Source organism: Kitasatospora sp. NPDC051702 (genome assembly GCF_040681575.1).
Taxonomy (GTDB): Bacteria; Actinomycetota; Actinomycetes; order Streptomycetales; family Streptomycetaceae; genus Kitasatospora.
The window spans coordinates 1-26,206 of sequence record NZ_JBFAZB010000074.1; the positions used below are offsets into that span (position 1 = coordinate 1).

22 protein-coding genes are annotated in these 26,206 nt (G+C 74.9%); 15 read left to right on the plus strand and 7 right to left on the minus strand.

Features of this window, described 5'->3' with window-relative positions:
• Nucleotides 1–132: 132 nt before the first annotated feature.
• The 5 genes from AB0N04_RS36645 (at nucleotide 133) to AB0N04_RS36665 (ending at nucleotide 6,293) form a co-directional block, all read left to right on the plus strand.
• On the plus strand, nucleotides 133–1,893 hold the full coding sequence (locus AB0N04_RS36645) for an ABC transporter ATP-binding protein (protein WP_360222438.1): 1,761 nt from the start codon (nucleotides 133–135) through the stop codon (nucleotides 1,891–1,893).
• A 166-nt stretch (nucleotides 1,894–2,059) separates the two neighbouring features.
• Nucleotides 2,060–3,304, plus strand: coding sequence for a cytochrome P450 (locus AB0N04_RS36650; protein ID WP_360222435.1), 1,245 nt, complete (start codon nucleotides 2,060–2,062; stop codon nucleotides 3,302–3,304).
• A gap of 99 nt (nucleotides 3,305–3,403) precedes the next feature.
• The gene (locus AB0N04_RS36655; protein ID WP_363365655.1) at nucleotides 3,404–4,765 is read left to right on the plus strand and encodes a hypothetical protein; all 1,362 of its coding nucleotides are present in this window, start codon (nucleotides 3,404–3,406) and stop codon (nucleotides 4,763–4,765) included.
• 160 nt (nucleotides 4,766–4,925) lie between these two features.
• Entirely contained in the window at nucleotides 4,926–5,270 is a 345-nt protein-coding gene (locus AB0N04_RS36660; protein WP_360222429.1) for a hypothetical protein, read from the plus strand.
• A gap of 21 nt (nucleotides 5,271–5,291) precedes the next feature.
• The gene (locus AB0N04_RS36665; RefSeq protein WP_360222426.1) at nucleotides 5,292–6,293 is read left to right on the plus strand and encodes a radical SAM protein; all 1,002 of its coding nucleotides are present in this window, start codon (nucleotides 5,292–5,294) and stop codon (nucleotides 6,291–6,293) included.
• Nucleotides 6,294–6,374: 81 nt separating this feature from the next.
• Here AB0N04_RS36665 and AB0N04_RS36670 read toward each other — a convergent pair whose 3' ends face one another.
• The gene (locus tag AB0N04_RS36670; protein WP_360222423.1) at nucleotides 6,375–8,303 is read right to left on the minus strand and encodes a hypothetical protein; all 1,929 of its coding nucleotides are present in this window, start codon (nucleotides 8,301–8,303) and stop codon (nucleotides 6,375–6,377) included.
• Nucleotides 8,304–8,529: 226 nt separating this feature from the next.
• Nucleotides 8,530–11,568 carry a LodA/GoxA family CTQ-dependent oxidase gene (locus tag AB0N04_RS36675; protein WP_360222420.1) on the minus strand — a complete coding sequence of 1,013 codons (3,039 nt, stop codon included), beginning with the start codon at nucleotides 11,566–11,568 and terminating at the stop codon, nucleotides 8,530–8,532.
• Between the two features lie 280 nt (nucleotides 11,569–11,848).
• Here AB0N04_RS36675 and AB0N04_RS36680 point away from each other — a divergent pair, with 280 nt between their 5' ends.
• A complete protein-coding gene (locus AB0N04_RS36680; RefSeq protein ID WP_360222417.1) occupies nucleotides 11,849–12,073 on the plus strand; it encodes a hypothetical protein in 225 nt (74 codons plus the stop codon).
• Nucleotides 12,073–12,549 (plus strand): hypothetical protein, encoded by a 477-nt coding sequence (locus AB0N04_RS36685; protein WP_360222414.1) that lies wholly within the window; start codon nucleotides 12,073–12,075, stop codon nucleotides 12,547–12,549. Before AB0N04_RS36680 ends, AB0N04_RS36685 begins: the two co-directional genes overlap by 1 nt.
• Nucleotides 12,550–12,587: 38 nt before the next feature.
• On the opposite strand, the gene AB0N04_RS36690 is transcribed toward AB0N04_RS36685, so the two are convergent.
• A complete protein-coding gene (locus AB0N04_RS36690) occupies nucleotides 12,588–13,889 on the minus strand; it encodes an MFS transporter (RefSeq protein WP_360222411.1) in 1,302 nt (433 codons plus the stop codon).
• A 460-nt stretch (nucleotides 13,890–14,349) separates the two neighbouring features.
• On the opposite strand from AB0N04_RS36690, the gene AB0N04_RS36695 reads away from it, so the two are divergent.
• The 6 genes from AB0N04_RS36695 (at nucleotide 14,350) to AB0N04_RS36720 (ending at nucleotide 18,583) form a co-directional block, all read left to right on the plus strand.
• Complete coding sequence (locus AB0N04_RS36695) at nucleotides 14,350–14,553, plus strand: cold-shock protein (RefSeq protein WP_045694210.1); 204 nt, start codon at nucleotides 14,350–14,352, stop codon at nucleotides 14,551–14,553.
• A 116-nt stretch (nucleotides 14,554–14,669) separates the two neighbouring features.
• Complete coding sequence (locus AB0N04_RS36700; RefSeq protein ID WP_360222408.1) at nucleotides 14,670–15,200, plus strand: DUF402 domain-containing protein; 531 nt, start codon at nucleotides 14,670–14,672, stop codon at nucleotides 15,198–15,200.
• Nucleotides 15,201–15,397: 197 nt separating this feature from the next.
• Nucleotides 15,398–16,069, plus strand: a complete 672-nt coding sequence (locus AB0N04_RS36705) for a hypothetical protein (RefSeq protein WP_360222405.1) — start codon at nucleotides 15,398–15,400, stop codon at nucleotides 16,067–16,069.
• A gap of 104 nt (nucleotides 16,070–16,173) precedes the next feature.
• Nucleotides 16,174–17,169: a DUF1996 domain-containing protein gene (locus AB0N04_RS36710; protein WP_360222402.1), complete on the plus strand. Its 996-nt coding sequence runs from the start codon at nucleotides 16,174–16,176 to the stop codon at nucleotides 17,167–17,169.
• Between the two features lie 56 nt (nucleotides 17,170–17,225).
• Nucleotides 17,226–17,786 (plus strand): sigma-70 family RNA polymerase sigma factor, encoded by a 561-nt coding sequence (locus AB0N04_RS36715; RefSeq protein ID WP_360222399.1) that lies wholly within the window; start codon nucleotides 17,226–17,228, stop codon nucleotides 17,784–17,786.
• The gene (locus tag AB0N04_RS36720) at nucleotides 17,783–18,583 is read left to right on the plus strand and encodes a zf-HC2 domain-containing protein (protein ID WP_360222396.1); all 801 of its coding nucleotides are present in this window, start codon (nucleotides 17,783–17,785) and stop codon (nucleotides 18,581–18,583) included. The genes AB0N04_RS36715 and AB0N04_RS36720 overlap by 4 nt, the downstream gene beginning before the upstream one ends.
• Before the next feature lie 80 nt (nucleotides 18,584–18,663).
• On the opposite strand, the gene AB0N04_RS36725 is transcribed toward AB0N04_RS36720, so the two are convergent.
• Together AB0N04_RS36725 and AB0N04_RS36730 are read right to left on the minus strand one after the other, a co-directional pair.
• Nucleotides 18,664–19,569 (minus strand): NADP-dependent oxidoreductase, encoded by a 906-nt coding sequence (locus AB0N04_RS36725; protein WP_360223204.1) that lies wholly within the window; start codon nucleotides 19,567–19,569, stop codon nucleotides 18,664–18,666.
• Between the two features lie 152 nt (nucleotides 19,570–19,721).
• Complete coding sequence (locus AB0N04_RS36730; protein ID WP_360223201.1) at nucleotides 19,722–20,792, minus strand: alkene reductase; 1,071 nt, start codon at nucleotides 20,790–20,792, stop codon at nucleotides 19,722–19,724.
• 219 nt (nucleotides 20,793–21,011) lie between these two features.
• On the opposite strand from AB0N04_RS36730, the gene AB0N04_RS36735 reads away from it, so the two are divergent.
• Nucleotides 21,012–21,548, plus strand: coding sequence for a MarR family transcriptional regulator (locus AB0N04_RS36735; protein ID WP_360223198.1), 537 nt, complete (start codon nucleotides 21,012–21,014; stop codon nucleotides 21,546–21,548).
• 54 nt (nucleotides 21,549–21,602) lie between these two features.
• On the opposite strand, the gene AB0N04_RS36740 is transcribed toward AB0N04_RS36735, so the two are convergent.
• Together AB0N04_RS36740 and AB0N04_RS36745 are read right to left on the minus strand one after the other, a co-directional pair.
• Nucleotides 21,603–22,292: a ribonuclease H gene (locus AB0N04_RS36740; RefSeq protein ID WP_360223195.1), complete on the minus strand. Its 690-nt coding sequence runs from the start codon at nucleotides 22,290–22,292 to the stop codon at nucleotides 21,603–21,605.
• 90 nt (nucleotides 22,293–22,382) lie between these two features.
• The gene (locus AB0N04_RS36745; protein ID WP_360223192.1) at nucleotides 22,383–24,599 is read right to left on the minus strand and encodes a trehalase family glycosidase; all 2,217 of its coding nucleotides are present in this window, start codon (nucleotides 24,597–24,599) and stop codon (nucleotides 22,383–22,385) included.
• A 349-nt stretch (nucleotides 24,600–24,948) separates the two neighbouring features.
• Here AB0N04_RS36745 and AB0N04_RS36750 point away from each other — a divergent pair, with 349 nt between their 5' ends.
• Entirely contained in the window at nucleotides 24,949–26,142 is a 1,194-nt protein-coding gene (locus AB0N04_RS36750; protein WP_360223189.1) for an NAD(P)/FAD-dependent oxidoreductase, read from the plus strand.
• The last annotated feature ends 64 nt before the right edge of the window (nucleotides 26,143–26,206 follow it).

Here is a 26,206-nt window from a genome sequence, read left to right on the forward strand (position 1 = left end):
CCCCCCCCCCCGCCCCCCCCCGCCCGCCGCCCGGGCCGTCCGGTCCGCCTGGTCAGCGGGCCGGACGGTGCCCGTTGTGCCGCGCGGCCCGCCGGGCCGCGCCTCCCAGCCCGGAGCAGAGAGGGGTCCCCCGTGGCGGACCAGGTCCCGCCGCCCGCCGCAGGTGCCGCGGGCCCGGTGCGGCTGCGCCGTGAACTCACCCGTGAGCCCGGCCGCCTCGCCCTCGCCCTGCTGCTGGCGCTCGCCGCGACCGCCGCCACGATCGCGCTGCCGCTGATCCTGCGCGAGGTCATCACCGACTTCTCCGACCACCGCCCGCTCGCCGCCGACGCCACGTGGATGTGCCTGGCCGCCGCGGGCAGCGCCCTCGCCCAGGCCGGCTGCGGCTTCCTGCTCGCCCGGATCGGCGAGCGGATGGCCTACCGGCTGCGGATCCGCCTGATGGAGCACGCGCTGCGGTTGCCGCTGGCGGTCGTGCGCACCCAGGGGACGGGCGAGCTCGCCGCCCGGGTCACCTCGGACGCGCTGCTGCTGCGCCAGGTAGTCGACGTGGCCACCCAACTGCCGCTGGCCGCGCTGACCGTGGTCGCGACGCTGGCGGTGATGGCCTGGATCGACTGGCTCCTCACCCTGGTCACGGTGGTGGCGCTGGCCGCCCTCACCCTGGTCGTGGTCCTGGTGCTGCGCCGGATGCGGGCGAACGTGACCGGTCAGCAGGACGCCGTCGGGCACATCTCCCAGCGCTTCACCGCCAATCTCCAGGCCCTGACCACCATCAAGGCCTACCGGGCGGAGCCGCTCGCCACCCGGGCGCTGGCGGCCGACGCCGAGCGGTTGCGGGCGGTCTCGCTGGACGGCGCCCGGCTGGGCGCGCTGATCCCGGCCGCGCTCACGCTCGGCAACCAGCTCGCGATGATCGCGGTGATCCTCACCGGCGGCGCCCGGCTGGCCGACGGCTCACTGGCCCCGGCCGCCTTCGCCGCGTTCCTGCTCTACCTGCTGCAGACCATCCCCTCGGTCAACACGCTGGCCAGCGGGATGGGTCGGCTGCAGTCCGGCCTGGCGGCCCGGGACCGCTGCAACGACCTGCTGCGGCTGGCTCCCGAAGCCGATCCGGAGGACACCGGCCGCGGGGCGCCGACCCCGCTGCCGCACGCACCGTCCGTGACGTTCACGGGCGTCTCCTACACCCACACCGGGGCCGAGGACCCGGCGCTGCGCGGGGTCTCCTTCAGCACCGCCCGGACCGGGCTGACGGCCCTGGTCGGCCCCTCCGGAGCCGGCAAGAGCACCGCGCTCTGCCTGATCGACCGCTTCATCCGGCCGTCCTCCGGTGCGATCACCGTCCTCGGCCACGACACCCGGCACTGGCCGCTGGCGGCGCTGCGCGCCCGGATCGCCTACGTCGACCAGGCCTTCACCCTGCTGGAGGCCACCGTCCGGGAGAACCTCCAGCTCGGCCGGGCCCAGCCGCTCGGCGAGGCCGAACTCGCGGCCGCACTGGCCTCCGTCGGACTGACCGAGGACGTCGCCCGGCTCCCCCGGGGCCTGGACACCGTCCTGGGCCGGGAGACGGACCTCTCCGGCGGTCAGCGCCAGCGCATGGCGCTGGCCCGCGCGCTGCTCTCGGACGCCGACATCGTCCTGCTGGACGAACCGACCAGCCAGCTCGACGGTCTGAACGAACAGCGGCTGCGCGCGATCGTCGACGACCTCGCGGCGACCCGGGCCGTCATCGTGGTGGCGCACCGGCTGTCGACGGTCCAGCACGCCCACCACGTGATCATGATGAGCGAGGGCGGGGTGGTCGACGCGGGCGACCACCCCGCGCTGCTGGAGCGGTGCCCGCCCTACCGCGAACTGGTCGCCGCCCAGGCCCTCCCCGCGCACTGACGCGCCGTCCGCCGGCCCGCGGCGCGGGCGAGCGGGGGCACGGGGCGCGGCCGCGGGGCGCGGGAGGCCCTCTCGACGCGGGCGGGCCGAGGCGTCATCCTCGACCGGGTGCGCCCGCTGCGCGGCCCGCCGCCCGACCGTGTGCCCTCCCGACCCAAGGAGCCCCATGGACCGTCCGCGCCTCGTCCTGGACCCGACCGGCCGCGCCCGCGAGGCCGAGACCGCCGAGCTGTGCGCCCGCGGTCCCGCGACGCCGGTCGACATCCTCGGTGTCGAGGCCTGGGCGGTGGCGGACCCGCTCCTGCTGGAGGAGCTGCTGAGGGACCCCCGGGTCTCCAAGGACGGGCACCTGCACTGGCCGGCCTTCGACGAGGTGGTGCCCAAGTGGCCGCTGGCGCTCTGGGTCGACGCACGGAACATGTTCACCGCGCACGGCGCGGACCACCGCCGGCTGCGCCGCCTGGTGGGCGGCGCGTTCACACCCCGGCAGATCGACGCGCTCGCCGGTCGGGTCGGCGCCCTGGCGGACGCCCTGCTGGACGGGATCGCCGCGACGCCGCCGGGCGTCACCGTCGACCTGCGCGAGCGGCTCGCCTACCCGCTGCCGATCCGGGTCATCGGCCACCTCATGGGCCTTCCGGCGTACCTGGAGGAGCGGTTCCGGCAGCACGTCGACCGGGTCTTCGACACCACGCTGACGCCCCAGGAGTCCGCGGCCAACGCGGCCGCCTTCTACGCGATGCTCGACGACCTGATCTCCGCCAAGCGCGAACGGCCCGGCGACGACCTGACCTCCCGGCTGATCGCCGCCCGCGACACCGAGGGCGACGGTTCGGCCGCCGCCGCGCTGACCGAGCAGGAGCTGCGGGACACCCTGCTGCTGGTCGTCTCGGCCGGGTACGAGACCACGGTGAACCTGATCGACAACGGCATCGCGCTGCTGCTCTCCCACCCCGAGCAGCTCGCCCTGGTCCGGGCCGGCGAGGTGCCGTGGAGCGAGGTCGTCGAGGAGGCGCTGCGCCGGGACGCCCCGGTGGCGCACCTGCCGCTGCGCTACGCCGTCGAGGACATCCGGCTGTCGGCGGAGGTGACGATCCGCCGGGGCGAGGCCATCCTCGCCGCCTACGCGGCCGCCGGCCGGCACCCGTGCCGGTTCGGGGCGACCGGTGCGGAGTTCGACGTCACCCGGCCGGTGAAGGAGCACCTCGCCTTCGGCCACGGCCCGCACTTCTGTCTGGGCGCACCGCTGGCCCGGCTGGAGGCCGAGACGGCGCTGAGCCGGCTGTTCGAGCGCTTCCCCGGTCTGACCCTCGCGCCGGGCGCCGAGCTGCTGCCGGTCGAGTCCCTGATCTCCAACGGCCACCGGTCGCTGCCGGTGCTGCTCTCCGGCCCGGGGGCGGCGGAGGCGTAGCGCCGCCGCGGACCGGTACGCGCCGCCCCGTGGCGGCCCGTCTCCCGGGCCCGAGGGCGCCGAAAAAATCGCACACCCACTTGTTGTTAGTGTGATCAGATGAGTGGACGCTGTGGCGTCGCACGCCACAGGGGGAGGAATCGGCCCACCCACGAACCGGGCCCCAGGTCACACGGGAGACGCACCATCAACACCGCCATACGCAGGGCCGCCCGCGGCACCCTGCCCGTCGCCGTCAGCGCCGCCGTCCTCGCCGCGGGCCTCGCCGCCTGCGGCACCGTCGAGCAGCTGACGGCCGCCCAGAAGGTCTCCAAGGCCTTCGGCAAGCTCGGCGACGCCCGGTCCGCCGGGGTCACCGTCTCCGTCGAGGCCACCCCCGAGCAGATCGTCGCCTTCGGCAAGGCCTCCGGGGAGGAGGTCGAGCGGAAGAGCGCCGAGGCCCTGTCCGGCCTGAACGTCACCGTGGCGATGGCCGCCGACAAGCCGCTCAAGGACCTCGACACCTTCAAGAACGCGCAAAGCTCCGGCGGCACGCAGGACCTGACGTTCGACAGGTCGCTGCGCGTCTCGTACGTGCTCGCGGACAAGAAGGGCACCGCCCTCCTGGAGTACCGCCAGGTCGACGCGAAGGGCTACCTGCGCGTCGACGCCAAGGGCCTGGTGAAACTGGTCGGCGAGGACCCGGCCGAGGTGGACTCCGTCACCCGGGACCTGCCCGCCGACCTCGACGCGGTCAAGCAGGCACTGACCGGCAGCTGGGTCTCGGTCGACCTCCAGGAACTCGCCGACGCGTCCAAGAAGTCCGACGGGGCCAAGCCGAACGCCCCCACCAGCCGGCCCACGCTCGACCCGAACACCGCCCGGGAGCTGACCGACTCGCTGAAGGACGTGTTCTCCCGCACCGTCACCTTCGAGGACAAGGGCAAGAAGGACGGCACCGAGCACCTCCTGATGAGCGCCCCGGCCCGTCAGCTGGTCGACGAGGTGCTGAAGGCCGTCAAGCCGCTGTCCGCGAAGTTCCCCCAGCAGTTCGAGAAGCTCCCCGCGAAGGCCCCGGCCGGCATCCCGGACCGCAAGGTCGGCGTCGACCTGTACCTGAAGGGCGGCGCGCTCTCCTCGGCCACCTTCGACCTGGCACAGCTGGAGGAGAAGGCCGGGCCGGACGCCGCCTTCCCGGTGAAGCTCGCGTTCAGCGAGACCGCCCCCGCCGTCCAGGCTCCCGCCGGCGCCCTCAGGATCACCGGGACGGACATCGGCAACGCGGTGCTCGCCTTCGCGGGCGCCGCCGCCGAGAAGGACGGGCCCGGCACCGCCGGCACCGCCGGCACCGCGGGCAAGCCGCTCACCGACGCCCAGGTCAAGGAGCTCGTCGGCCTCGGCATGCCCGAGGAGCAGATCCGGATCTTCAACCAGCTCGGCATGGACTACGAGGAGATCAAGGACCTCGCCAAGAACGGCTGAGCAGCGCGCGTCGCGGGGCGCGGGGGACCGGACCGACCGGCCTCCCGCGCCCCGCGGCCGTTCCCGGGCACCGGCTCACCGGCGCGGCGGCTTGCCCAGCACAACGGATCGCACACAGACTTCCCCCGGAACTTCCCCTTCCCCCCACCGGAGGACTGCGATGACCAACGCCAAGCGCGGATCGGAAGCCCTGCTCGAGGCCTGGCGCAACGCCGGACGCCCGATCAGCGACGAGTTCGTCGCCGGCCTCGCCGACATCACGTCCGAGCTCGTCCTGGAGCGGATCCACATCCGGGGCATCCCCCGCCCCGACGTCCTGCAGGCCTCGTTCCGGCTGAACGGCGACGGCTCGCAGGTCGGCGCCGTGGTCCAGCAGGTCGCGGACCTGGCCCGGCGCACCGAGCTCACCGACGACACCTCGCTCTTCTACTTCACCCGGGGTCTTCCGCCCGTCTTCGACCAGGTCCTCGAGGTGGCCGTCGGGACCGGCACCCGCGCCCGCTGAACCCCCGACCGGGCACCCCCGATGACGCTCACCGGCCGCCGGTCCGTCCTGCAGGTCCACCCCACCCGGCGCTGCAACCTCCGCTGCCTGCACTGCTACTCCTCCTCGGGCCCGGAGGTCGACGAGACCACCGAGCTCGCCGTCCTGCAGCGGGCGGTCGCCGACGCCGCGGCCCTCGGGTACGACGTGCTGGGGGTGTCCGGCGGCGAACCGACCCTCTACCGGCCGCTGACGGAGCTGCTGCGCACGGCCCGTTCGCACGGCATGCGCACCACCGTCACCAGCAACGGCATGCTGCTCACCGGCCGCCGCCTCTCCGAACTGGCGGGACTGGTCGACGTGCTGGCCATCTCGCTGGACGGCGTGCCGGACAGCCACGTGCGGATGCGCCGGGACCGGCGGGCCTTCACGGCGATGGAACGCCGCCTCCCGCTGGTCCGGGCCTCCGGGATCCCCTTCGGCTTCATCTTCACCCTGACCCAGTTCAACGTCCACGAGCTGGCCTGGGTGGCCGACTTCGCCGTCGCCTCCGGCGCGTCGCTGCTCCAGATCCACCCGCTCGAAGCGGAGGGGAACGCGGTGGACGCCCTGCCGGACGCGGTGCCCGACGTGACGGAGATGCTCTTCTCGGTGCTGGAGGCCGCTCGCCTGCGGTCCTCGACGGACCTCGTCGTCCAGCTCGACCTGGTGGAACGCGGGAGTCTGGTGGCCCGGGCCGACCGCTTCCTCCCCTACGGCAACCCGGACGGCGACCCGGCGGGGCGGATCGGCTCCTGGCTCTCCCCGCTCGTGGTCGAGACGGACGGTACGGTCGTGCCCCTGGTCCACGGGTTCGACCGCCGGTACGCGCTCGGTGACCTGCACCGGGCGCCACTGTCCGACCTCGCCCGCACCTGGGATCCGGCGCCCTTCCGGGACCTCTGCCGGCGGGTGCACGCCGAGCTGGCCGGCGAGGCCGGGCCGGCCTTCGTGAACTGGTACGACGAGGTCACCCGCGCCTCGCGGGCGAGCCTCGTCGGCTGAGCCGCGTCGGGCGGCGGCCGGACGGCGGCCCCGTGTCCCCGGTGGAGTCACCGGGGACACGGGGCCGTCCGCTTCGTCGGCTCAGACCCGGATGCTCTCGACGTCCGAGGTCGAGCTGGTGAAGCCGTTGGTCGTGATGATCCTCAGCTGGACCTGCTGGCCGGGCTGGAACTGGCGGCGGTCGATCCGGACCCTCGGGTCCTTGAGGCCCACCCCGATCGTCTGCCACGTGACACCGCCGTCCGTACTGACCTGGGCGGCGAAGGTCTGACCGGGCTCCGGCACCCGGCCGCCGAAGTCCAGGTCGAGCCCGAACGCCCCGTCGGCCGACCCGGCGTGGCGGGCGGCGAGCAGGGGCGGCGGCGGTCCGCCGGGCCGGAAGGTGTCCACCACCTGCCCGCCGACGACCAGCTCGATCGAGGCCGGGCTGGGCCCCACCGGGACGACCGCGTCGACCAGGCCGGTGCGGTCCTCTCCCGGGTCCGGGTCGGATCCCAGCTTGACCGTGACCGGGAAGTCGCGCGCCGGGGCGCCGTCGCCCTGTCGGACCCGCAGCACCACCGGGACCTCGCCGTTCGGCGCGGCGCCCTCCGCGGCCTGGTCCGGCTGGGCGGCCGCCGCGGTCACCGGGTTGACGAAGCGGATGCCGCCCTCACGCCGGGTGAGGTCGACCGTGCCGACCACGCTGACCAGCTGTTCGCCGGCCGGTTCCGGGCCGCCCACCGCCTCGCGGTGCATCGCCCGCGCGGCCGGTGCCGGAGCCACCGCCGTCACGGACAGCTGCGGGAAGCGCTCGTCGGGGCGGCCGCCGTACGACCTGGTGACCCTGAGTTCCTCCCTGGCGGGCGCAGCGGCGGGCACCGGAGCCGGCGGGGCGGGGACGGGGGCCGGCTGGGGACCGCCCACCGCCAGGGCCTCCTCGGCCACCAGGCGCCGGCGGATGCCCTCGTAGGTGTAGCTGCTCATCCACTGGCGGTTGCAGTAGGTCATGACGTCGTGCCACACCACGCCGGCCATCGCGGCCATCGGCACGCCCAGCTTCGGGTCGCCCACGTCGAACCCGGCGAAGGTGGCCGGGCCGTCCGCGAGCTGTCCGTTCGGGAACGGGTATCCCAGCAGGTCGTCGGGGGACTCCCCGCAGAACCCGGGGTGGCGGCGGCCGAAGGTGTGGCCGAGCTCGTGCCCGCCGTACCAGTCGCTGTAGACGCCGTCGAAGTCCCAGCCCCAGTCCGCGGCTCCGCACGGTGACGAGGCGACGGTCGCCGGGTCCGGCGCCGCGGGCACGCCGGAGGAACACCCGCGCATGAAGAACCCTCCGTCGGCGACCTGGCCGATGTAGTGGGTGCGGCGGTCGCCGCCCGCGCTGATGTCGAGGGCGCGGATGGCGGCGAGCTGGGCGTTGGTGTCGTTGCACACGAACGGCGCGGCGGCCGTCACGTCGATGACGGTGTGTGAACTGATCACCTCGGCCACCGGGTAGGCGCGCTTGAGCCAGCTGATCAACGCGGTGTAGTCGAGGTCACGGGGAGTGTGCGTGGTCGGCGGGTCCCCGTCCGCGTAGCGCAGGCCGAAGACCCGCACGCGCAGCGGCGGGGAGCTGTGGAACCACACCGTCGGACCGTTGGCGGGGACGCTGAGCGGGACGGGCGCGCCGGTCAGCGAGTCGCTCAGGGTGAGCGACCTCACGCTGAGTGCCCCTTCGGCCGTCAGGGCGGGCGGCAGCAGGAAGTTGAGGCTCAGGTCGGCGTCGGCACGGCGGGTGGGCAGGTCGAGGGGGGCGTTCGGGTCGAGGGTGAGGGTGTTGACCGAACGGACGGTGGATCCGGGATCGGTGGGGGACCTCAGCACCGTGAGGGTGCCGCTCACCCCGGTGACCGGGCCGATCGTGCCGCTCACGTAGGCGCGGACCACGGTCGTCTTGCCGGCGATCAGGGTGACGCTGTGCTGGAGGTCCTGCACCGCCTGGGTGACCTCCGTCGCGTCGAGGACTGCGGTTGTCGGAGTAGTCATGGCTGACCCCTTGGAGGTGCGTTCCGGCCCTTTCAGGCTATGCCCGGCGAGGGCCGCCCGCGCGTCCTGCGGGGCGGCCGGAGAGGGCCCGGAGGCCATACCCACCAAGGTCCGTACGGACACGCATGATCTGCCCGGCACGGCCGGCACCGGCCGTGGGTCGGCGCGGCCGGACCGCCGCCGGCCGAGGTGGCGGGCGGCGGTCCGGGCGGGCGCCGACGGTCGGTCAGCGGTGTGTCCGGAACCGCTTCACCTTGTCGATGAAGCCCACCGAGACCTCCTCGTCCGGGGCGTCCGCCATGGTGACCGCGGTGGACATCGCGGCGGCGCCGAGGACCGGGTCGGCGGCGCGGTCCACGTGCACCGTGACGAGGTTGCGCCCGGCCGGCGGCGCGGGCTCGCGCGGGAAGCTCACCTCGGACTCCACCAGCAGCTCCGCCGGGAAGCGCGGGTCGTCCGTCGGCCCCGGCCGGCGCTCGACCACACCGAGCTTGCCGAAGTCCCGCACCATCGCGTTGATGGCGTCGAGGTAGGGGGTGGGCAGCCAGCGCAGCCAGGTCCGCCGCGTCCCGAACGCGGCCAGCCGCTCGCCCATCGGGCGGGAGGTGTCCACGACCACGTCGTAGTCCTCCTCGGCCAGCACGTGGTTGGGCACCCGGGCCGGCCAGAAGGTGGGCAGGTACGGGTCGTAGGGGCCGAGCCCGAGGGAGCTGCTGTACTCGTAGCCCGACCGGCAGCTCGCGGTGTCGGTCTGCCACGGCACGGCCATCCACCGGGTCAGGTCGCCGGGGCCCTGGGCGTGCAGCGGTCCGTCGAGGGAGAGCGCGACGTCCGGGGTGAGCGCCTGGCCGTAGAAGGGCGGCGGCGGGGCGGCCGGGTCCCGGTGCCGGATCCGGAAGGGGCTGCCGTACAGCGTGGTGTGCCGCATCGGCCAGGTCAGTTCGCACCCGGGGTGGAAGGCGTCGGCCAGGCAGAACGACAGCGCCGCCCGGTCGAGGGTCTCCGGCCGCTGGGCGAACGGGACCTCGTCCAGGGAGGACGGCGGCTCGGCCGCCGGGTCGTGGTCGTTCACGAAGTCCCCGCGGGCCCAGCGCTGCAACAGGCGGTACTGCAGCGGGGAGAGCGTCATGTGCTGGCGCACCGACGTCGGCGGCAGGTTCATCGCGTCGCCGTAGACCGCCGGCCAGGGCACCGGCGACACGCCGTCGCGGTCGTAGTCGCGCACCGCGAGCCACACCTGACGGCGCAGCTCCCGCTGCACGGGCGAGGGGTCCGCGAGCGCCGCGAGCCGGGCCGGGTCGAGGAGGTGCTCGCGGCCGCCGTGCCCGAACTGCACGGCCAGGCCCTTGTTGACCCACTGCAGGCCGGACAGCCTGCGCAGCACCGGCAGGACGTCGCGGGTGAACGACACCTGCGGCGGCTCGGGGAGCAGCCCGGCCTCGAAGAAGGAGCCGCGCACCAGGTCGTACATGGTCCGCACCGACATGAGCTCGGGTGCGTAGTTGGGCGGTGCGGTCACCACCCAGCCCGGCTCGACCGGGATCCGCCGTCCGTCGATGCTGACCTCGGCGGTGACCGGGCCGTCGGAGGTGTCGTCGTACCAGCCGTCGTTGTTGGCGAAGGTGTCGGCGGGGGCGTCGGAGGCCGAGGCCGAGACGCCGTGCCCGCCGAGGAAGATCAGCCGGCCGCTGTCGTCGGTGCGCAGCTCGCCGAGGTAGACCCGCCGGTCCATGAAGGTGCCGGTGTCGAAGCGGTACTCGGGCGCGCCGGAGCGGTTGCGGCCGCGCACCGAGCGGCTCCCGGGGTCGATGGTCAGCAGGCTGCGCTGTTCGGCCGGGATCTTGGCGTTGCGCAGGTTGCTGGCGTCGGCCTGCCCGGCCTCCGGGATGTCCAGGGCGATCTGGAACTGGTACCAGGCGGCCTTGGAGTTGGCGACGTGCACCGTCCAGCGCAGGTCGGCGTTGTCGGCGGTGAGTTCGGCGACCGGCTCGCCGGCCGCGTTGTAGCCGTAGACCCGGAACCGGACGCCCTGACGCTTGAGGGCGCCGGTGACGTCCTTGTAGCTCCCGGGGGGAGCCACCGCCGGCTGGTCGACCTCGGGGGCGAGCACGAAGTCGTCCATCATGCTGTCGCCGACCCGGGCCACGCCGATCGCGGGGTGCACGGCGGCCCGGACGATCCGGGTGTCCCGGCCGGGCGGCGGGGTCAGCTGCGGGCGGGCCGGGCCCGGTTCGGCGGCGGGGACGCCGTTGACGTCGCGGCGCTGCTCGGCCGAGGCCCGGTAGACCGTCCGGCGCACCTCGGCGATGCTGCCGACGGGGCGGTGCTCGGCCAGCGAGTGCCACGGGTTGTAGGCGAGGTTCTCGCCGTAGGCGGCCTGGCCCCGGGCCGTGACGTCCTGCTGCTGGAGGGTCAGCCGGGCGACCTTCACGGGGGTGCTCGCGCTCTCCTCCCAGCGCACGGTGGCCGCGTCCAGCGGCATCGTGTCCGGGTCGGTGCGGAACTGGACGAGCAGGTCGAAGGCGGCCGTCCCGGCGGCGAGCCGGTGGGCGAGGTCGGTGCCCAGGTAGGCCGGGTCCTCGTCGGGCGGCGTCGCGGTCGGGTCGCCGGGTTCGCAACCGACCGGCACCAGCTTGTACTTGACGAAGCGTTCGGCCCCGAAGGCGTAGGGCAGCACGCCCCAGTAGGTGGTGGTCAGGACGCTCGGCTCGAAGACCGCCATCGCGTCGAGGATCTCCCGGGTGACCGGGTGCGCGTCCAGGTAGCGGTCGTAACTGCCGTCGACGACACCGGCCTTGGTGAACTCGCACATGTCCTGGGCGGTGTCCACGAAGAAGACGTCGAAGTTCTGCATCAGCAGGTCCTGGGTGCCCGCCTCGGTGTCGCCCTCCAGCAGCTTCGGCCCGGGCACCCCGAACAGCTTCACGCCGATGCCGAGGGTGGTCTTCAGGTCGGGGCTGCCGGGCACGGTGTCGCTGGAGAACCGCACCCAGGCGGTCAGTCCGCCGGGCTGCTCGTGCGCCGCCCGCAGGAAGCCGACGCGCAGCTCGGCGGGCAGGTCGTCGGCGACGGTGAGGACGCCGCGGGCGACGCCGTGCGGTTTGAGGAACACCGGGCGCTTCACCGGGTCCTGGCCGCGGGCCATCCTGACGCCCTGCGTCATGTCCACGAACATCTGCTTCAGCGCGGCGGCGGCGTCCGCCGTGCAGTCCGGCAGGGGCGGCCCCCCTGCCGAGTCGTCGAAGGGTTCGGGCTTCCCGATCACGCTGTGCTCCCGTCGGTGCGGCGGCTGGTCCGGTGGCTGCTCCGGTGGTCCGGTGAACGCCGCTTCCGGCTGCCCGGCCCCGGTCCAGCCTGCACAGGACGTCCGCGAACTGCGCGGCGACGTACGCCCGAAACGAGCACTGCCCCGGGCTGCCGCGGGCCCGGTCACTCCAATCGGCCAGCACCGCTCGCCCCGCCCTGGGCGCCGGGGGCAGCGTCGTCAGTGGCCGGTCGCGCCCCGGAGCGGGGGCGGCCGGACTCCTCGAGGAAAGGGAAGAGGGATGGCCAAGGAAGGACTGCGCGTCACGGTCCAGGGCGACCTGCCGCACGACGTGCTGGAGCGGATCGGGAACGCGGTGCGCAAGGCGGTGCTCTACGAGGTCGCGGAGCTCGACCTGGTACCGCCGCTGCGCGAGGTGCCCCTCGCCGGCGGCGCCCGGGACGCGGTCGATGCGGTGATCCACCGGCCGGGTCCCATCGGGATCCAGATGGCCCCGGAGCAGTAGTGGCCGACGCCGGGGGCGGCGGGGCCCGGACCGGGGCCACCTGCCCCAGCAGCACCTGCAGTCCGGGCCACCTGCTGCTGGGCATCGTCCGGCCGGACGGGACGGTCGCCGCGCTGCGCCAACCGATCACGGTGGACGCGGAGTTCGCCGAGCGGGCGGCCGCCCCCGGCCGGCGCCCGGCGGAGTCGCGGTTCCGCTTCGCCGGGCCGTGCATCGGGGCGGCCTGCCGCCAGTGGGAGGACGAGCGGTGTTCGCTCGGCGACGCGCTGGCGCAGGCGGGGCGCGAGTCGGGCGCGGCCGACACCGGCGCCCCGCTCCCGCCGTGCGCGATCCGCCCCACCTGCCGCTGGTGGCTCCAGGGCGGTCCGGCGGCCTGTCACGTCTGCACCCGGGTGGTGCACACCGCCGCGCCCCCGGAGGCGGGGCAGGGGGCCGGATCCGGGCACCCCGCGCGCCGGCCCCGGCCTGACCTGTGACCGGTCGGCGCGTGAGCCCACCCGTCGGCGCGTACGGGTCAGGGCTTGCCGGCCGGAGCCCGGTCCGCCACCGCTCCGCTCCCTCCCCGATCCCCGGCCCGCCCCGGCGGCGTCGCACCGGTGGGGAGCGGGACGGGCCGGGGCTCGGCGGCCGGGGCCGCCAGGGCCGCGAGGCGGCGGAGGCTGGCACGCCGCTGGAGAGCGCTGAGCCCGGTGGCCGCCGCGCCCAGGGCCAGCCAGCCCGCCGGGCCGGCCGTCATCACCACGCCGGTCAGCAGCAGCGGGCCCAGTGACTTCTGCACCGACTGGGACATCCCCGCCACACCCAGGTAGGAGGCCCGGGCGCGCGGCGGAGCCAGGCTGACCGCCAGCTCCCAGGACGCCACCGAGCGCAGCAGCTCCGCCAGGGTGACCAGCATCGCCGCGGCCAGCAGGGCGATCGAGGCCCACCAGGGCCCGCCGCCGGTGGCGGCCGCGGTGAGCAGGCAGGCCGCGAGCAGCGTCACCCCGTACCAGCCCACCGCCGCGGCCGCCCCGCGCGGGCCCTCGGCCCGGGTCGAGACGCGCAGCTGCAGGACGACCACCAGGACGGTGTTGACGATCAGGAACGCGGGGACGACGGCGTTCGGAGCGTCGGTGTGGTGCACCAGCCACAGCGGCAGGCCGACGTTGAGGACGGAGTCGTCCAGGTTCAGCGGCATGTCCAGCAGGACGAAGAGCAGGTAGCCGCGGTCGCGCCAGGGGCTGGGGGCGGCGGCCGGGTCTGCGGGGGCGTCCCCGCCGTCGTGCGCCGCCGCCAGACCGCGGCCGGCGGGCTCCCGGGTGCGCCGGACCAGGGCGGCCGCCAGCAGGAAGGACAGCGCGTTGGCGACGATCAGCACCCGGTAGGCGGTGGCGGTGCCGACGGCCAGGCCGATCGCGGCGATGCCGGCGCCCAGCGCGTACCCGGCGTTGGCCACGCTGCGGAACAGCGCCTGGTACGTCCCCCGCCGCTCGCCGGCCACCCGGGTGGCGAAGAGCATCTCCAGGGTCTTGGCGGCCCGTTCGGCCAGGCAGGTCAGCGCCACCACCGGCAGCAGCGCGGCGAAGTCGTGGACGACCAGCAGCAGGCCCATGGTGCCCAGGCGCAGCAGGTGGCAGGCGATCAGCAGCCCGCGCACCGGGAACCGTTCGGCGGCCCGACCGGCCAGCGGCGACCCGGCGATGCCGGCCACGGCGGCCACCCCGAGCAGCAGGCCGAGCCGCCCGGCGTCCAGGCCGACGACGAAGGTGAAGTAGAGCACCGAGGCGGCCGCCCAGACGCCCGTCCCGGTGCGGTCCACGCACTGCGCCAGCAACATGGTGCGGGCGTCCGGCCCGCCCGGCGGCCGCCGCAGTTGTGCTGTCAGTCCGTTCCCGTGTCCGGGCATGGCAGGTCCCCCGAGGTGTGATCGGCATCAATCTCGACGTCAAGATACTTCACGTCGAGATGGTTGGGGACCCCCGGGAGGCCCGGAGTCCGGAGCCACGCGGGTCCGGTCGGGCTGCTCGCGCGTCCGCACCGGAGCCGCGACCCCCGCCGGCCACCGCGCCGAGCCCCGCGGAAGGCCCGCACGGAGCCGGCGGCGAAATATCGCCGCGGCGGACCGCCGCCTGCTACAGTCGATTTAGTTGCAGTAGTGGTTCCCATGAACTTGTGTGCGCCTGCTGATATTGCAGGCGCATTTTTTGTTCCCCGGTTCTACCCGGTGGGCGCTCCATGCGGCGACTCGAAACCCGCACGGTGCGGGTTTCGGATGTCCCCTTGAAGGAGATTCTTTAATGGCTAATGGCACCGTGAAGTGGTTCAACTCGGAGAAGGGCTTCGGCTTCATCGAGCAGGAGGGTGGCGGCCCGGACGTCTTCGCCCACTACTCGAACATCAACGCCAACGGCTTCCGTGAGCTGCTCGAGGGCCAGAAGGTCGAGTTCGACGTCACGCAGGGCCAGAAGGGCCCGCAGGCGGAGAACATTCGCCCGCTGTAGTAGTACCTCTGCCACGGCACCCGCCGGGCAGTGAAGGGCCCGCACCGTGCACACGCCGGTGCGGGCCCTTCTGCGTCCGCCGCAGGGGGCCGTGCCGGGCGCTGGTACCGTGCCGCATGACACCGGACGAACGCGTGACCGTCCTGCACAACGGCAGGCTGAGGGCCGCGGGCATCCGCCGCGGCGACGTCGTCGCCTACGACTGGGGCTTCCGCCACGACGGGACCGATCTGATCCAGCGCACCTTCGTGCTGCTCGACGACCACGTGCAGATCAACCAGCCCGTCGCGTTCCCGCCGCAGCAGCGCGGCTGGTGGTACTGCGACCTCGTGAGCCTGGAGTGGGACGGCCCCGACGGCGACCTGTTGAGGACCCAGGACCTGTGGATCGACGTCATCGTCGGGCCGCCGGACCACCCCTACCGCCTGCTCGACCTGGACGACTACGCCGACGCCCTCGCGGACGGACGTATCGCGCCCGGACAGGCCGCCGACGGGCTGAGGCGGATGCAACGCTTCCTCGACCGCCGCCTCAACCGCCGGCACGAGGTGACGCGGACCTGGCCGGACTTCCCGCCCGCCGAGGTCGAGGAGCTCCTCACGGCCGACCTGCCACGTGACTGGCACCTGTCGGCCCGGCCGGAGTGACCCCGGGGCGGCACCACCGAGGCGCCTGGCCCTCGCCGGCGCACGCGCGGGCCGCGGGCCGGTGGCCCGGCGTCCGGCCCCGGCGCAAAAGTTTTTTCCGACGACGTTGAACCGTTCCCGCCGCGGACGCGTGTGGAGGGTACCCGGGCGGCAACCGCCCGGATCGCCAACTGTCGCACCCCCAGGGGGAGTTCGCCATGCCCAAGTCCGTCATGCCCACGTCCGCCATGCCCACGTCCGCCATGCCCACGTCCGCCGCGCACACCTCCGCCGCCCGCCGCCTGCTCGCCGTCTCCGGCCTCGCCGTGCTCGCGCTCGCCGCCACCGCCTGCGGGCCCGACTCGGGCGACGGGTACGGCGGGAGCGGCGCGTCGACCGCCGCCGCCCCGGCCGCCACGACTCCGGCCCCGGCGGGCGGCGACTCCTCCGCGGTCCGGCTCGTCGCCGCCAAGTCGGCCACGCTCGGACCGATCGTCACCGACACCGCCGGCCGGACCCTGTACCGCTTCGACAAGGACACCGCCAAGCCCTCCGCGAGCACCTGCGTGGACGCCTGCGCCGCGAAGTGGCCGCCGGTGACCTCCCCGGACGCGGTGCAGGTCACCGGTGTCGAGTCCGGCCTGGTCGGCAGCGTGACCAGGCCGGACGGGACGAAGCAGGTCACCCTCAACGGCTGGCCGCTCTACCGCTTCGCCGGGGACACCGCGGCCGGGCAGACCAACGGGCAGGGCGTCGGCGGCACCTGGTTCGCCAGCACGCCCGAGGGGAAGAAGGCGCCGGGCACGCCCGCCCAGGCGCCCGCGCAGGGCGCGACGATGACCCCGTCGACGGCCGCCTCCCAGGCCGGCGGCTACACCGGGGGCTACTGACCCACCCGCCGACCCCGCCCGCGGCGGCGGGGCGCCCCGGGCGGCTGGACGGCCGGGGCGGCCCCGCCTTGCCCGCGCGGCGGCCCGTCACCCAGACTGTCGCGGTGCACCAGGACCGCCATCGCCACCGGTTGGGGGGCGCCGCGTTCCCGGTCGGCGTCCTGCTCTGCCTCGCCCTCGGGCTGTCCCTGCTGGTGGTCCGGTTCCGGCCGGGCGGGCCCGGGCCGGCGGACGGGTTCGTCGACATCACCGCGGTCACCGCCGCCGCACCCGCACCGCCGGCCACCGGCCCGGACGCCTCCACCGGCTCGTACGCGCAGGACTGCGGACGCAACCGGGAGGGGCACCGCAACGCCGACAACGTGGTGGTCTCCCCCGGCACGGTCGGCGGCGCCCACCACGTGCACGACTACGTCGGCAACCTCTCCACCGACGCGGACTCCACCGACGACAGCCTCGCCGCCGCCGCGACCACCTGCACCGACGGCGACCGCTCCTCGTACTACTGGCCGGTGCTCCGCCGCACCGACCGCGCCGGCACCGCGGTGCCGTCCGACGACCCGCACGGGAACACCGGCGAGATCCTCGCCCCCGAGACCGTCACCGTCGAGTACCTCGGCAACCCGTGGAGCAAGGTCGTCCCGATGCCGCGCTTCCTGCGGCTCCTGGAGGGCGACCCGACCGCCGCCACCGACGGCGGCGCCGAGGCCGGCGCCCAGTGGAGCTGCACGGGCTTCGCCGGCCGCGCCACCACCGACCGCTACCCGCTCTGCCCCGCCGGCAGCCTCCTCACCCGCACCCTGGACTTCCCCAGCTGCTGGGACGGGCGCGGCACGGACAGCCCGGGCCACCGCTCCCACGTACGCTTCCCGTCCGCCTCCGGCGTCTGCCCGCACGACACCTTCCCGATCCCGCACCTGCGCGTGACCGTCGGCTACCGCCCGCCGCCGCCCGGGGCCTTCGCCCTGGACGCCTTCCCCGAACAGCACCACAGCCCGCTCACCGACCACGCGGTGTTCATCGGCCTGATGACCGACCGGCAGGCGGCCGGGGTGGCGGCCTGCCTCAACGAGAACCGCACCTGTCGGGAATTCGGTTGAACCGGACGGCGCCCGCGTACGTGCTGGACGTGGACCCGACGACGGAGGAATGGCGGATGGCGAGGACACGACCAGGCGGGCGGCAGGACGCCGCCGACGAGGCACTGATCCGGACGCTCTACGAGCAGCACGGCGGCGCACTGCTCGCCTACGCCATCCGGCTCACCGGAGACCGTGCGGCGGCCGAGGACGCCGTCCAGGAGACCCTGATCCGGGCCTGGCGCAACCCGGAGGCCCTGACCGAGGCCCGCGGGTCGGTGCGGGGCTGGCTGCTGACCGTGGAGCGCAACCTGATCACCGACCGGTTCCGGGCCCGCGCCGCCCGGCCCGCCGAGGTCGCGGAGGTGTCCGAGGAGACGGCCACCGTGCCGGTCGAGCACGACCACGCCGACGGCGTGGTGGAGACCCTGGTGATGTCGCAGGCGCTGGAGCGGCTCTCCCCCGAGCACCGCGAGGTGCTGCGGTCGATCTACTTCCAGCGGCTGTCGGTCACCGAGGCCGCGGCGCAGCTGGGGATACCGGCCGGAACGGTCAAGTCCCGCGCGCACTACGCGCTCCGGGCACTCAAACGCTCGTACACCGGCAGGTCGGGGACGTGGCAGGAGGTGTCGGTGTGACCACGGACGAAGCGAACACGAACGGCATGGACCCGAACGACGCGAACGACGCGACCGGCGCGGGCCGGGGCGGCGGCGGCGCGCACGACCGGAGCGCGGAGCTCGTCGGCGCCTACGTCCTGGGCGTGCTCGATCCCGCCGAGACGGCGGCGCTCGAACGACACCTGGCCGACTGCCCGACCTGCCGTCAGGAGGTGACCGAGTTGCGGGAGCTGGAGACCGTCCTGGGCGAGGTGCCGCCCGAACTGCTCGTGGACGGCCCGCCCGAGGGCGGAGACCTGCTGCTGCAGCGCACCCTGCGGCAGGCCAGGACGGAACGCGGCTCGGTGCTGCTCCGGCGGCGGGCCAGGATCGGCGCGGTCGCGGCCGTCGCGGCCGCCGCGGCGCTGGTCCTGGGGATCGCGCTGGGCCGCAGCACCGACACCGCACCGCCGGTGGCCGCCGGCCCGGCTCCGAACACCGCCACCGCCACGGCCACCGCGCCACCCGCGGGGACCCGGACCGGCTCCGTGACGGATCCGGCCACCGGAGCCCGGATGACGCTGACGGTCACTCCGGCGATGGGATGGGTCCGGGTGAACGCGGCGGTCACCGGCATCCCGGCCGGCCAGCGCTGCCACCTGGTGGTCAACGGCAGGAACGGGGCCACGGCGGACGCGGGCAGCTGGCTGGTCTCCGCTGTGGGGGCCAAGTCCGGCACCACACTGGACGGTTCGGCCATCGTCGCGCCGGAGGAGGTGACCTCGGTGTCGGTCGTGAACGAGTCCGGGCAGACCTTCGTGACCGTCCCGGTGTAAGCCCTCCCGGAGTAGGCCCACCCGGTCTCGCACGCCGCCGCCGGCCCCCGGAGCTATCCGGCGGCCGGCGGCGGCCGGGGTCAGGGCAGCAGGACGGCCTTGCCCCGGTTGCGGCGGGCCTCCAGATCGGCGTGCGCCCGGGCGGCCTCGGCGAGCGGGTAGGTGCGCCGGACCGGCAGGGTCAGCCGTCCGGCCGAGGCCAGCTCCACCAGCTGCGGCAGCCCGTCCTCGCCCTGTTCGGTGGTGCCGGCGCTGAAGCGCACCCCGTGCCGGGCGGCCGCCATGTCGGCGATGGTGATCACCCTGCCCGCGTCGCCGGTCAGGGCGACGGAGTCGGCGAGCACCCCGGCGCCGGAGGCGTCGAACACGAAGTCCACGCCGCCCGGGGCCGCGGCGCGGACCCGCTCCACCCAGCCGTCGCCGTAGCGGACCGCGGTGGCGCCCAGGGCGGTGACCCGCTCGACGTCCTGCTCGGCGACGGTGCCGATGACGGTGATGCCGCGGGCGACGGCCAGCTGCACCGCGATGACGCCGACGCTGCCGGCCGCGCCGTGGACGAGCAGGGTCCGCCCCTCCGGCACACCCAGCTGGCCCAGGACGCGGAAGGCGGTCCGGCCGACCGTGACCAGGGACGCGGCGACCTCCCACGACAGCGCGGCGGGCTTGGCCACCGGCCCCTCCAACAGGGCCTGCTCGGCGTAGCCGCCGCCCACGGCGGCGCCCAGGACCTCGTCGCCCGCCGCCGCGGCGGTTCCCTCCCCGACCGCCTCCACCACGCCGGCCGCGTCCAGGCCGGGGACCACCGGGAAGCGGGCCGGGGCGGCCCCGGCCATCAGGCCGGAGCGGATCTTCAGGTCGAGCGGGTTGACCGAGGCCGCCCGCACCCGGATCCGGACCTGGCCGGGGCCGGGCTCGGGGGCGTCCACCTCGGTGAGGTGGAGCACCTCGGGCGGGCCGTACTCGGAGAAGGTGATCGCAGTGGACATCGGGAGCTCCCGGGTCGCAGGGGTCTTGGGGGGAGGTGGGAGGTGGGGGGTACCAGGCGGTTCGGACCCACTGTGCGGCCACCACGGCGGCCGCGCAGGTGACGGCGCCGCGGAGGGCCGTGCCGGAGCGGCGCCGCAGGTGGCCGCACCGGTCAGGCGTCGAGGGTGGGGTAGTCGGTGTAGCCGCGGTGGTCGCCGCCGTAGAAGGTGGTCGCGTCCGGGGTGTTGAACGGGCCGCCGACGGCGAGCCGGGCCGGCAGGTCGGGGTTGGCCAGGAACAGCGCGCCGAAGGCGATCATGTCCGCGGTGCCGTCCTCGACCAGTGCCAGCGCGTCCGGGCCGGTCGGGGCCGGGTGGGTGAACGGGTTGAGGACGAAGGTGCCGGGGAACCGCTCGCGCAGCTCCCGGGTCAGTTCCCGGTCCGGCCCCTCCAGTACGTGCAGGTAGGCCGGGCCGATCGGTGCCAGCGCCGCCACCAGGGCCCGGTAGGTGGCCCGGTGGTCGTCCTCGGCGATGTCGTTGTACGGGTTCGCCGGGGAGATCCGCAGGCCCACCCGCTCGGGGCCGACGGCGTCGGCGACCGCACGGACCACCTCCACCGCGAAGCGGATCCGGCCCGCGGTGTCGCCGCCCCAGCCGTCGGTGCGCCGGTTGGCGTTCGGGGCGAGGAACTGGTGGATCAGGTAGCCGTTGGCGCCGTGGATCTCCACGCCGTCGAACCCGGCCTCGACGGCGTTGCGGGCCGCGGCGGCGAAGTCGGCGATCGTCCGCCGGATCCCGGCCTCGTCCAGTTCCTCCGGCGTCACGAAGTCCTTCGGGCCCTCGTGGGTGAACACCTGCCCCTTGGCGGCCACGGCCGACGGCCCCACCGGGACCAGGCCGTCGGGCAGCAGGCTCGGGTGGCCGATCCGCCCGGTGTGCATCAGCTGCGCGAAGATCACGCCGCCCTCGCGGTGCACGGCGTCGGTCACCGTGCGCCACGCCCGCACCTGGCCGGGCGTGTGGAGGCCGGGGGTGTTCGGGTAGCCCTGCCCGACCGCCGAGGGCTGGATGCCCTCCGTGACGATCAGGCCTGCGCCGGCGCGCTGCGCGTAGTACTGCGCCATCAGCTCGGTCGGCTCCCCGCCGGGGCCGAACGCGCGACTGCGGGTCATCGGCGCCATCGCGACCCGGCTGGTCAGGCTCCTGCCGCCCAGGACGATCGGATCGAAAGCAGTGGTCATGGTCTCTTCCCTCGCAACCAGTGGTGGGCGGTGTCCCCGTCCCATCCGGCGTCACAGTTACCTGCTCGAACAGGTAAATGCGGCGAAGGCATTCCCGGCCCGCGATGTGACCCGCGTCACGCGCTTTGAACAGCCGAAATCGCCGCGCGTAGGTCTGCGGCCCCGCGCTGGCGGCCTCGCGCGATAGCGTTGCCTGACCGATCAGGAAGTGAGGACGAGATGACGCAGTCCACTCCGGAGCCCGGGCCGGTTCCGGCGGGAGCCCGGACGGAACCGAGCGTCCCGGTACCGGCCGCGGCCGGCGGCGGGCCCATCAGCCACGCGATCTTCCGCCTCGCCCGCCTCCACCGCATGTTCGCCGGGCAGCTCCTGCGCCGCATCGGCCTGCACCCGGGCCAGGAGCTGGTGATGATGCACCTGTGGGAGCTCGGCGCTCAGCGCCAGACCGACCTGGTGCGGCTCCTGGACTCCGACGCCGCCACCATGACCCGCACCGTCCAGCGCCTGGAACAGGCCGGATTCGTCCGCCGACGCCCCTCGCCCACCGACCGGCGCGCCTCCCTCATCGAGCCCACGGCGGCCAGCCAGGCCCTGCGCCACGAGGTCGAACAGGCCTGGAGCCGACTGGAGGAGCTCGTGGCGGCCGGCCTGACCACCGACGAACGCACCGAGGCCCGGCTCACCCTCGAACGCCTGGAGCAGAACCTCCTCCAGGCCGCCGAGACCCCGGACCCGGAGGCGGACACGGAGCGTTAGCCCACCGGGACGGCGGGCCCCGTCCGACGCTCCGGGTGCCCGGGGGCGGCTCGGTCAGGCGTGGGCCGCGGCGCACTCCGGGTGGCCCCAGCTGCCGCCGACCTTGGTGATCTTGTCGCCCTTGGCGTACGGACGGGCGCACGGGCAGGTGCCGGGGTAGCGGGCGGCCAGGGTCCGGGAGCCTGCGGAGGAGGACGACCGCTTCGCGGCCGGGGCTCCGGCCGGGCGGCTCGAGCGCGGTGCGGAGGCCCGGACCGGGTCCGGTTCGGGCAGGTCGGCGGCCGTGCCGCCAGCGGCCTCCTGGGTGCGGGCGGCGTCGCTGGCGGCCTTGTCGGCGATGGCGTTCAGCGGGTCGCCGTCCACCTGGTGGGCGGGCACGTACACGAAGGTGACGTCCCGCCCCGCCAGCAGCTCGTCGATCTGCTGGATCAGCTCGCGGTTGGCCACCGGCTTGCCCGCGGCGGTCTTCCAGCCGTTGCGCTTCCAGCCCACCAGCCACTTGGTGACCGCGTCGCGGGTGTACGTGCTGTCCAGCCGGACCTCCAGCGGCAGCGCGGGATCCGTCGCCGAGAGCAGCTGGAGGAGGGCGGTCAGCTCGCCCACGTTGTTGGTGCTGTGCCCGAGCGGGCCGGCCTGCCAGCGCTGCGGGACCCCGGCGCCGTCGGCCACCACGTAGGCCCAGGCCGCCGGCCCGGGGTTCCCCTTGGCCGCTCCGTCACACGCCGCGATGAGTCGTTCGATCATGCCCCCGATCATGCCAGGGCGCGGGCGGCTCCTTCACCGGTCGCTCCGATCACGGCCCGCTCGGCTCCGGTCGGCCCCGCTCGGCTCCGGTCAGCCCCGGAGCAGCGGCAGCAGCAGGGCCGCGGACCAGCTGAAGCCGGTGGCGTTGCGCCCCTCCCCGGTCAGCGGGTCGTAGTTCTCCCGCACCGGGCCGTCGCCGCCGAGCCCGCCGGCCGCCGCCAGCAGCCGCTCCACGGCCCGGCGGGCGTCCTCGCCCCAGCCGTACCGGCGCAGGCCCTCGACGGCGAAGTAGGTCTGGTCGATCCAGGCGAGCCCGCGCCAGTAGCCGGCCGGGTCGAAGGCCGCGGAACTGCGGGCGACCGTCGGGAACGGCAGTGCGGTCCCGAACTCTGCCGGGTCGAGCAGGTGGCCGCGGACGGCGCGGGCCTGGGCGGGCGAGGCGGTGCCGGACCAGAGCGGGATCGCGCCCTCGATGCCGCGGCCCCGGGTGGTGAGCCGGGCGCCGGTGGTCAGGTCGGTGTCGTGGAACCAGCCGGTGGCCTGGTCGAACATGGTGTCGCGGACGGCGCGGTCGATCCGCCCGGCCCGTTCGCGCAGCCGCTCGGCGGCGGGCCGGTCCCCCAGCTCGGCGGCGATCAGGGCCAGGTGGCGGTGGTCCGCGGCCAGGTAGGCGTTGAGGTCGACGGAGCGCTGTGCGAGGGACCAGCCCCGCAGGGCGCCGTCGACGCCGCGGTTGGCGACGACCGCCGCACCGAGGGCCGCGTCGAAGCGGGGCGCGTTGTCCATGCCGGACTCCCAGGCCGCGGCCTGGCGGCAGTCCTCCGGTCCGGCATTGGCCTCGTCCACGGTGGCGCCGTATTCGCACAGGCCTTCGCCGAGGTGGTCGCGGGTGCGGTACCACCAGTCCTGGTAGGCGGTCAGCCGGGGCAGCATCTCGCGCAGGAAGGCCCGGTCCCCGCTCTGCCGGTAGACCTCCCAGACCGCCCAGGAGGCCAGCGGGGGCTTGGAGTTGCGCTCGTTCCAGTTGCCGCCCCCGGTGCTCGGGTCGTTGTAGAAGACGCAGTCCGGGATCATCCCGGCGTCCTGCGGGCGGGTGGTCGAGTCGGCCCGGATCTGGTGGTCGAACATCGCCCGGATCTGGTTCGCGGCGAGGTCGGGCGCGAAGAGGGCGGTGCCGACGGCCTGCTTCCAGGTGTCCCAGGCCCAGACCCCGTTGAACCACTTGTACGAGATCGAGGGGGTGACGGCGTCGTGCCGGATCCGCCCGGCCGGGCTGCGCCAGTTGGTGACCAGGGTCTGCACGCACTTGACGGCCGTGCGGCGGCGCGCGGCCGGAACCCCGGCGGTCGCCCGGGCCAGGTACCCGGCCCAGCGGGCGGCGCCGGCCGCCGCGACCCGCTCCGGCGCCCGCAGGGCGGCGTCCGCCTCGGCGGCGGCCCGGTCGTACTCGGCCCCGGTGAAGGTGTAGCTCTCCGCCCAGTCGAGGGTCCGGGCCTCCCCGGGTGCCAGCCGGACGGCGTCGACCCGCTCGGTCCGGTGGCCGTCGCCGCTGACGGTGACCCGGACGGGCTCCGCGTGCCGGACCGCGAAGCGCTCGGTGCCGTCGGTCAGGTAGTCCCACGTCCTGCGGACCCGCGCGAACCGGACCTCCACGCCGCGATCGGCGGCCACCAGGCGCGGAGCGTCGCGCTGCGGCGCGTCGGCCGGGCGCAGCAGGGTGCCGGTCCAGGCGACCTGCAGGGTCCGTACGCCGCTGCCGCCGTTGGCCAGCCGGGCCCGGACCAGGGCGGTGCGGTTGCCGGCGAAGCGCAGCTCCAGGGTGAGGGCCAGGCCGGCTCCCAGCGCGTAGGACTGGCGCAGCAGGCCGGGGAGGGAGGTGAGCCGGGGCGCACCGGCGGCGGCGAGGTCCAGCTCCCGGCCCCGTTCGGTCAGCCGGATGCGGCTGAGGCCGTCGCTGAGCCACCAGGGGTACTCCTGGGCGAGGTGGAGCGGCCCGGTGAAGCCGCCGAGCCGGTCCTGCGGGCGCGGCAGGGCGTAGGCGTGCCAGGCGCCGAGGTCGGCGAAGACGGTGATCGGGTTGTTGCCGCCGGCGTCCCCGGGGTAGGCCTGCGCGGGCGTGCCGTGCAGGTCGAGGACGTCGGGGTAGCGCTCGAGCGCTCGGGCGGCGGTGTCCTCGGGACCGGGCCCGGCGGGGGCCTCGTCGGCGGCGGCTTCCGAGGTACCGGGGGGACCGGCCAGGGCGAGGGCGGTCCCGCCGGCGGCGGTGGCGGCGGTGGCGAGGAAGTGCCGGCGGGTCAACGGGCTCACGTGTGCTCCTCGGCGGGGTCGGGGGCGGCGACGGGAGGTGCGGGGACAGCTTGCCTTCCGAGGAGCGGATGCCCAAGACCGCGTGGGGGCCGCCGACCTGACCGGCGGCGGCGAGCGGAGTCCGCCCCGGCGCCTCGCCGCCGGGGCCCGCTGACCCTCCGTCGGCTTCCGACGACCCGGGCGGCGCGCGCGTGCTAGGGTCGGCGGCGCTGGATGGAATGCGCGAAAAATCCGCTCCTGAATGGTGTTTCTGAGCGGCACCCCCGTGGTGCTCGTTCCTCTCCGAGGAACCCGGTGCTTCCTTCGTCGTCATGAACGAAGGCAGAGGACTGTGCACTTTCCGTATCGTGTGATCGTCATCGGCGCTGGACTGGGTGGACTCGCGCTCGCCCACGGGCTGCGCAGGCGGGGCGTCGACGTCGACGTCTACGAACGCGACGCCCACCCCGGAGCCCGCCCGCAGGGGTACCGCATCCAGCTCGACGAGCCCGGCCTGACCGGCCTGCGGGAGTGTCTGCCCGCCGCGCTCTTCGAGCTGTGCCTGTCGACCGCGGGCGCACCCCCCGCCCGGGTCTCGGTCCGCAACCGCCACCTGGACGTCCTGGCGGACCGGGCCGCGGCCGGCGGCGCCCGGACGCCCGACGCGATCGGCCCGCGCGCGTTCGACCGCCCGACGCTGCGTCGGATCATGCTCCTCGGGCTGGGCGACCGGGTGCACCACGGCGCCCGGCTGTCGGCCTACCGGCACGAGACCGACGGGCGGGTCACCGCGTGCTTCGCCGACGGCCGGACCGCGACCGCGGAGCTGATCGTCGGCGCCGACGGCGTCAACTCGGTGGTGCGCCGGCAACTGCTGCCCGCGGCCGGGGTCGAGGACGCCGGGCTGCGGCTGGTCTACGGCCGGATCCCCCTGGACGACGGCACCCGGAGGGCCCTGCCATCCTGGGTCTTCGAGAGCATCTTCACCGTGCTCACCGACGGCCCGGAGGGGGCGCATCTCGGCCTCGGCCCGGTCGAGTTCGGCACCCGGCCCGAGCGTTCGGGCCGCGCCCTGACCCCGCCCGTCGACCTGCCCCCGGTCGGTGACTACGTCGCCTGCATGGTCGGCGCGCCGACCGGCCACCCCGCCATGCCCGCCTTCGAGGACCTGCGCACGCTGTCGCCGGACGGGCTGCGCGACCTCGCGCTCCGGTTGTTGGGCGGTGGTTGGCACGAGGACGTGCACCGCCTGCTGGACCGGTGGGACACCGCGTCGCTCTTCCCACTGCGGATCTCCACCGCGGCCGCCGTGCCCGCCTGGGAACCGGGCCGGGTGACGCTGATCGGCGACGCGGTCCACGCGATGAGCCCGGTCCTGGCGATGGGCGCCAACACCGCCCTCCGCGACGCCGGCGAACTCAGCCGGGCGCTGGCCGACCCGGCGGGTCGGGGCGAGTGCCCGGTGCGGGCGGTGGGCGCCTACGAGAGCCGGATGCGGGACTACGCCTTCCCGATCGTGGCGGACTCCCGCCGGACGGGGCGCCGACGCGTCGGCCAGCAGTGACCCACGCCGTCGCCGAGGTCAAGACCCGCTCGATCCAGACCAGCGAGTCGGCCGTCGGCACCAG

Coding starts and splice junctions, on each gene's coding strand:
- AB0N04_RS36650 (WP_360222435.1), top strand. CDS start 2,060: ATGGACCGTCCGCGCCTCGTCCTGGACCCGACCGGCCGCGCCCGCGAG.
- AB0N04_RS36680 (WP_360222417.1), top strand. CDS start 11,849: ATGGCCAAGGAAGGACTGCGCGTCACGGTCCAGGGCGACCTGCCGCAC.
- AB0N04_RS36730 (WP_360223201.1), bottom strand. CDS start 20,792: ATGACCACTGCTTTCGATCCGATCGTCCTGGGCGGCAGGAGCCTGACC.
- AB0N04_RS36660 (WP_360222429.1), top strand. CDS start 4,926: ATGACCAACGCCAAGCGCGGATCGGAAGCCCTGCTCGAGGCCTGGCGC.
- AB0N04_RS36665 (WP_360222426.1), top strand. CDS start 5,292: ATGACGCTCACCGGCCGCCGGTCCGTCCTGCAGGTCCACCCCACCCGG.
- AB0N04_RS36735 (WP_360223198.1), top strand. CDS start 21,012: ATGACGCAGTCCACTCCGGAGCCCGGGCCGGTTCCGGCGGGAGCCCGG.
- AB0N04_RS36655 (WP_363365655.1), top strand. CDS start 3,404: ATGAGTGGACGCTGTGGCGTCGCACGCCACAGGGGGAGGAATCGGCCC.
- AB0N04_RS36715 (WP_360222399.1), top strand. CDS start 17,226: ATGGCGAGGACACGACCAGGCGGGCGGCAGGACGCCGCCGACGAGGCA.
- AB0N04_RS36705 (WP_360222405.1), top strand. CDS start 15,398: ATGCCCAAGTCCGTCATGCCCACGTCCGCCATGCCCACGTCCGCCATG.
- AB0N04_RS36695 (WP_045694210.1), top strand. CDS start 14,350: ATGGCTAATGGCACCGTGAAGTGGTTCAACTCGGAGAAGGGCTTCGGC.
- AB0N04_RS36690 (WP_360222411.1), bottom strand. CDS start 13,889: ATGTTGCTGGCGCAGTGCGTGGACCGCACCGGGACGGGCGTCTGGGCG.
- AB0N04_RS36725 (WP_360223204.1), bottom strand. CDS start 19,569: ATGTCCACTGCGATCACCTTCTCCGAGTACGGCCCGCCCGAGGTGCTC.
- AB0N04_RS36670 (WP_360222423.1), bottom strand. CDS start 8,303: ATGACTACTCCGACAACCGCAGTCCTCGACGCGACGGAGGTCACCCAG.
- AB0N04_RS36700 (WP_360222408.1), top strand. CDS start 14,670: ATGACACCGGACGAACGCGTGACCGTCCTGCACAACGGCAGGCTGAGG.
- AB0N04_RS36740 (WP_360223195.1), bottom strand. CDS start 22,292: ATGATCGAACGACTCATCGCGGCGTGTGACGGAGCGGCCAAGGGGAAC.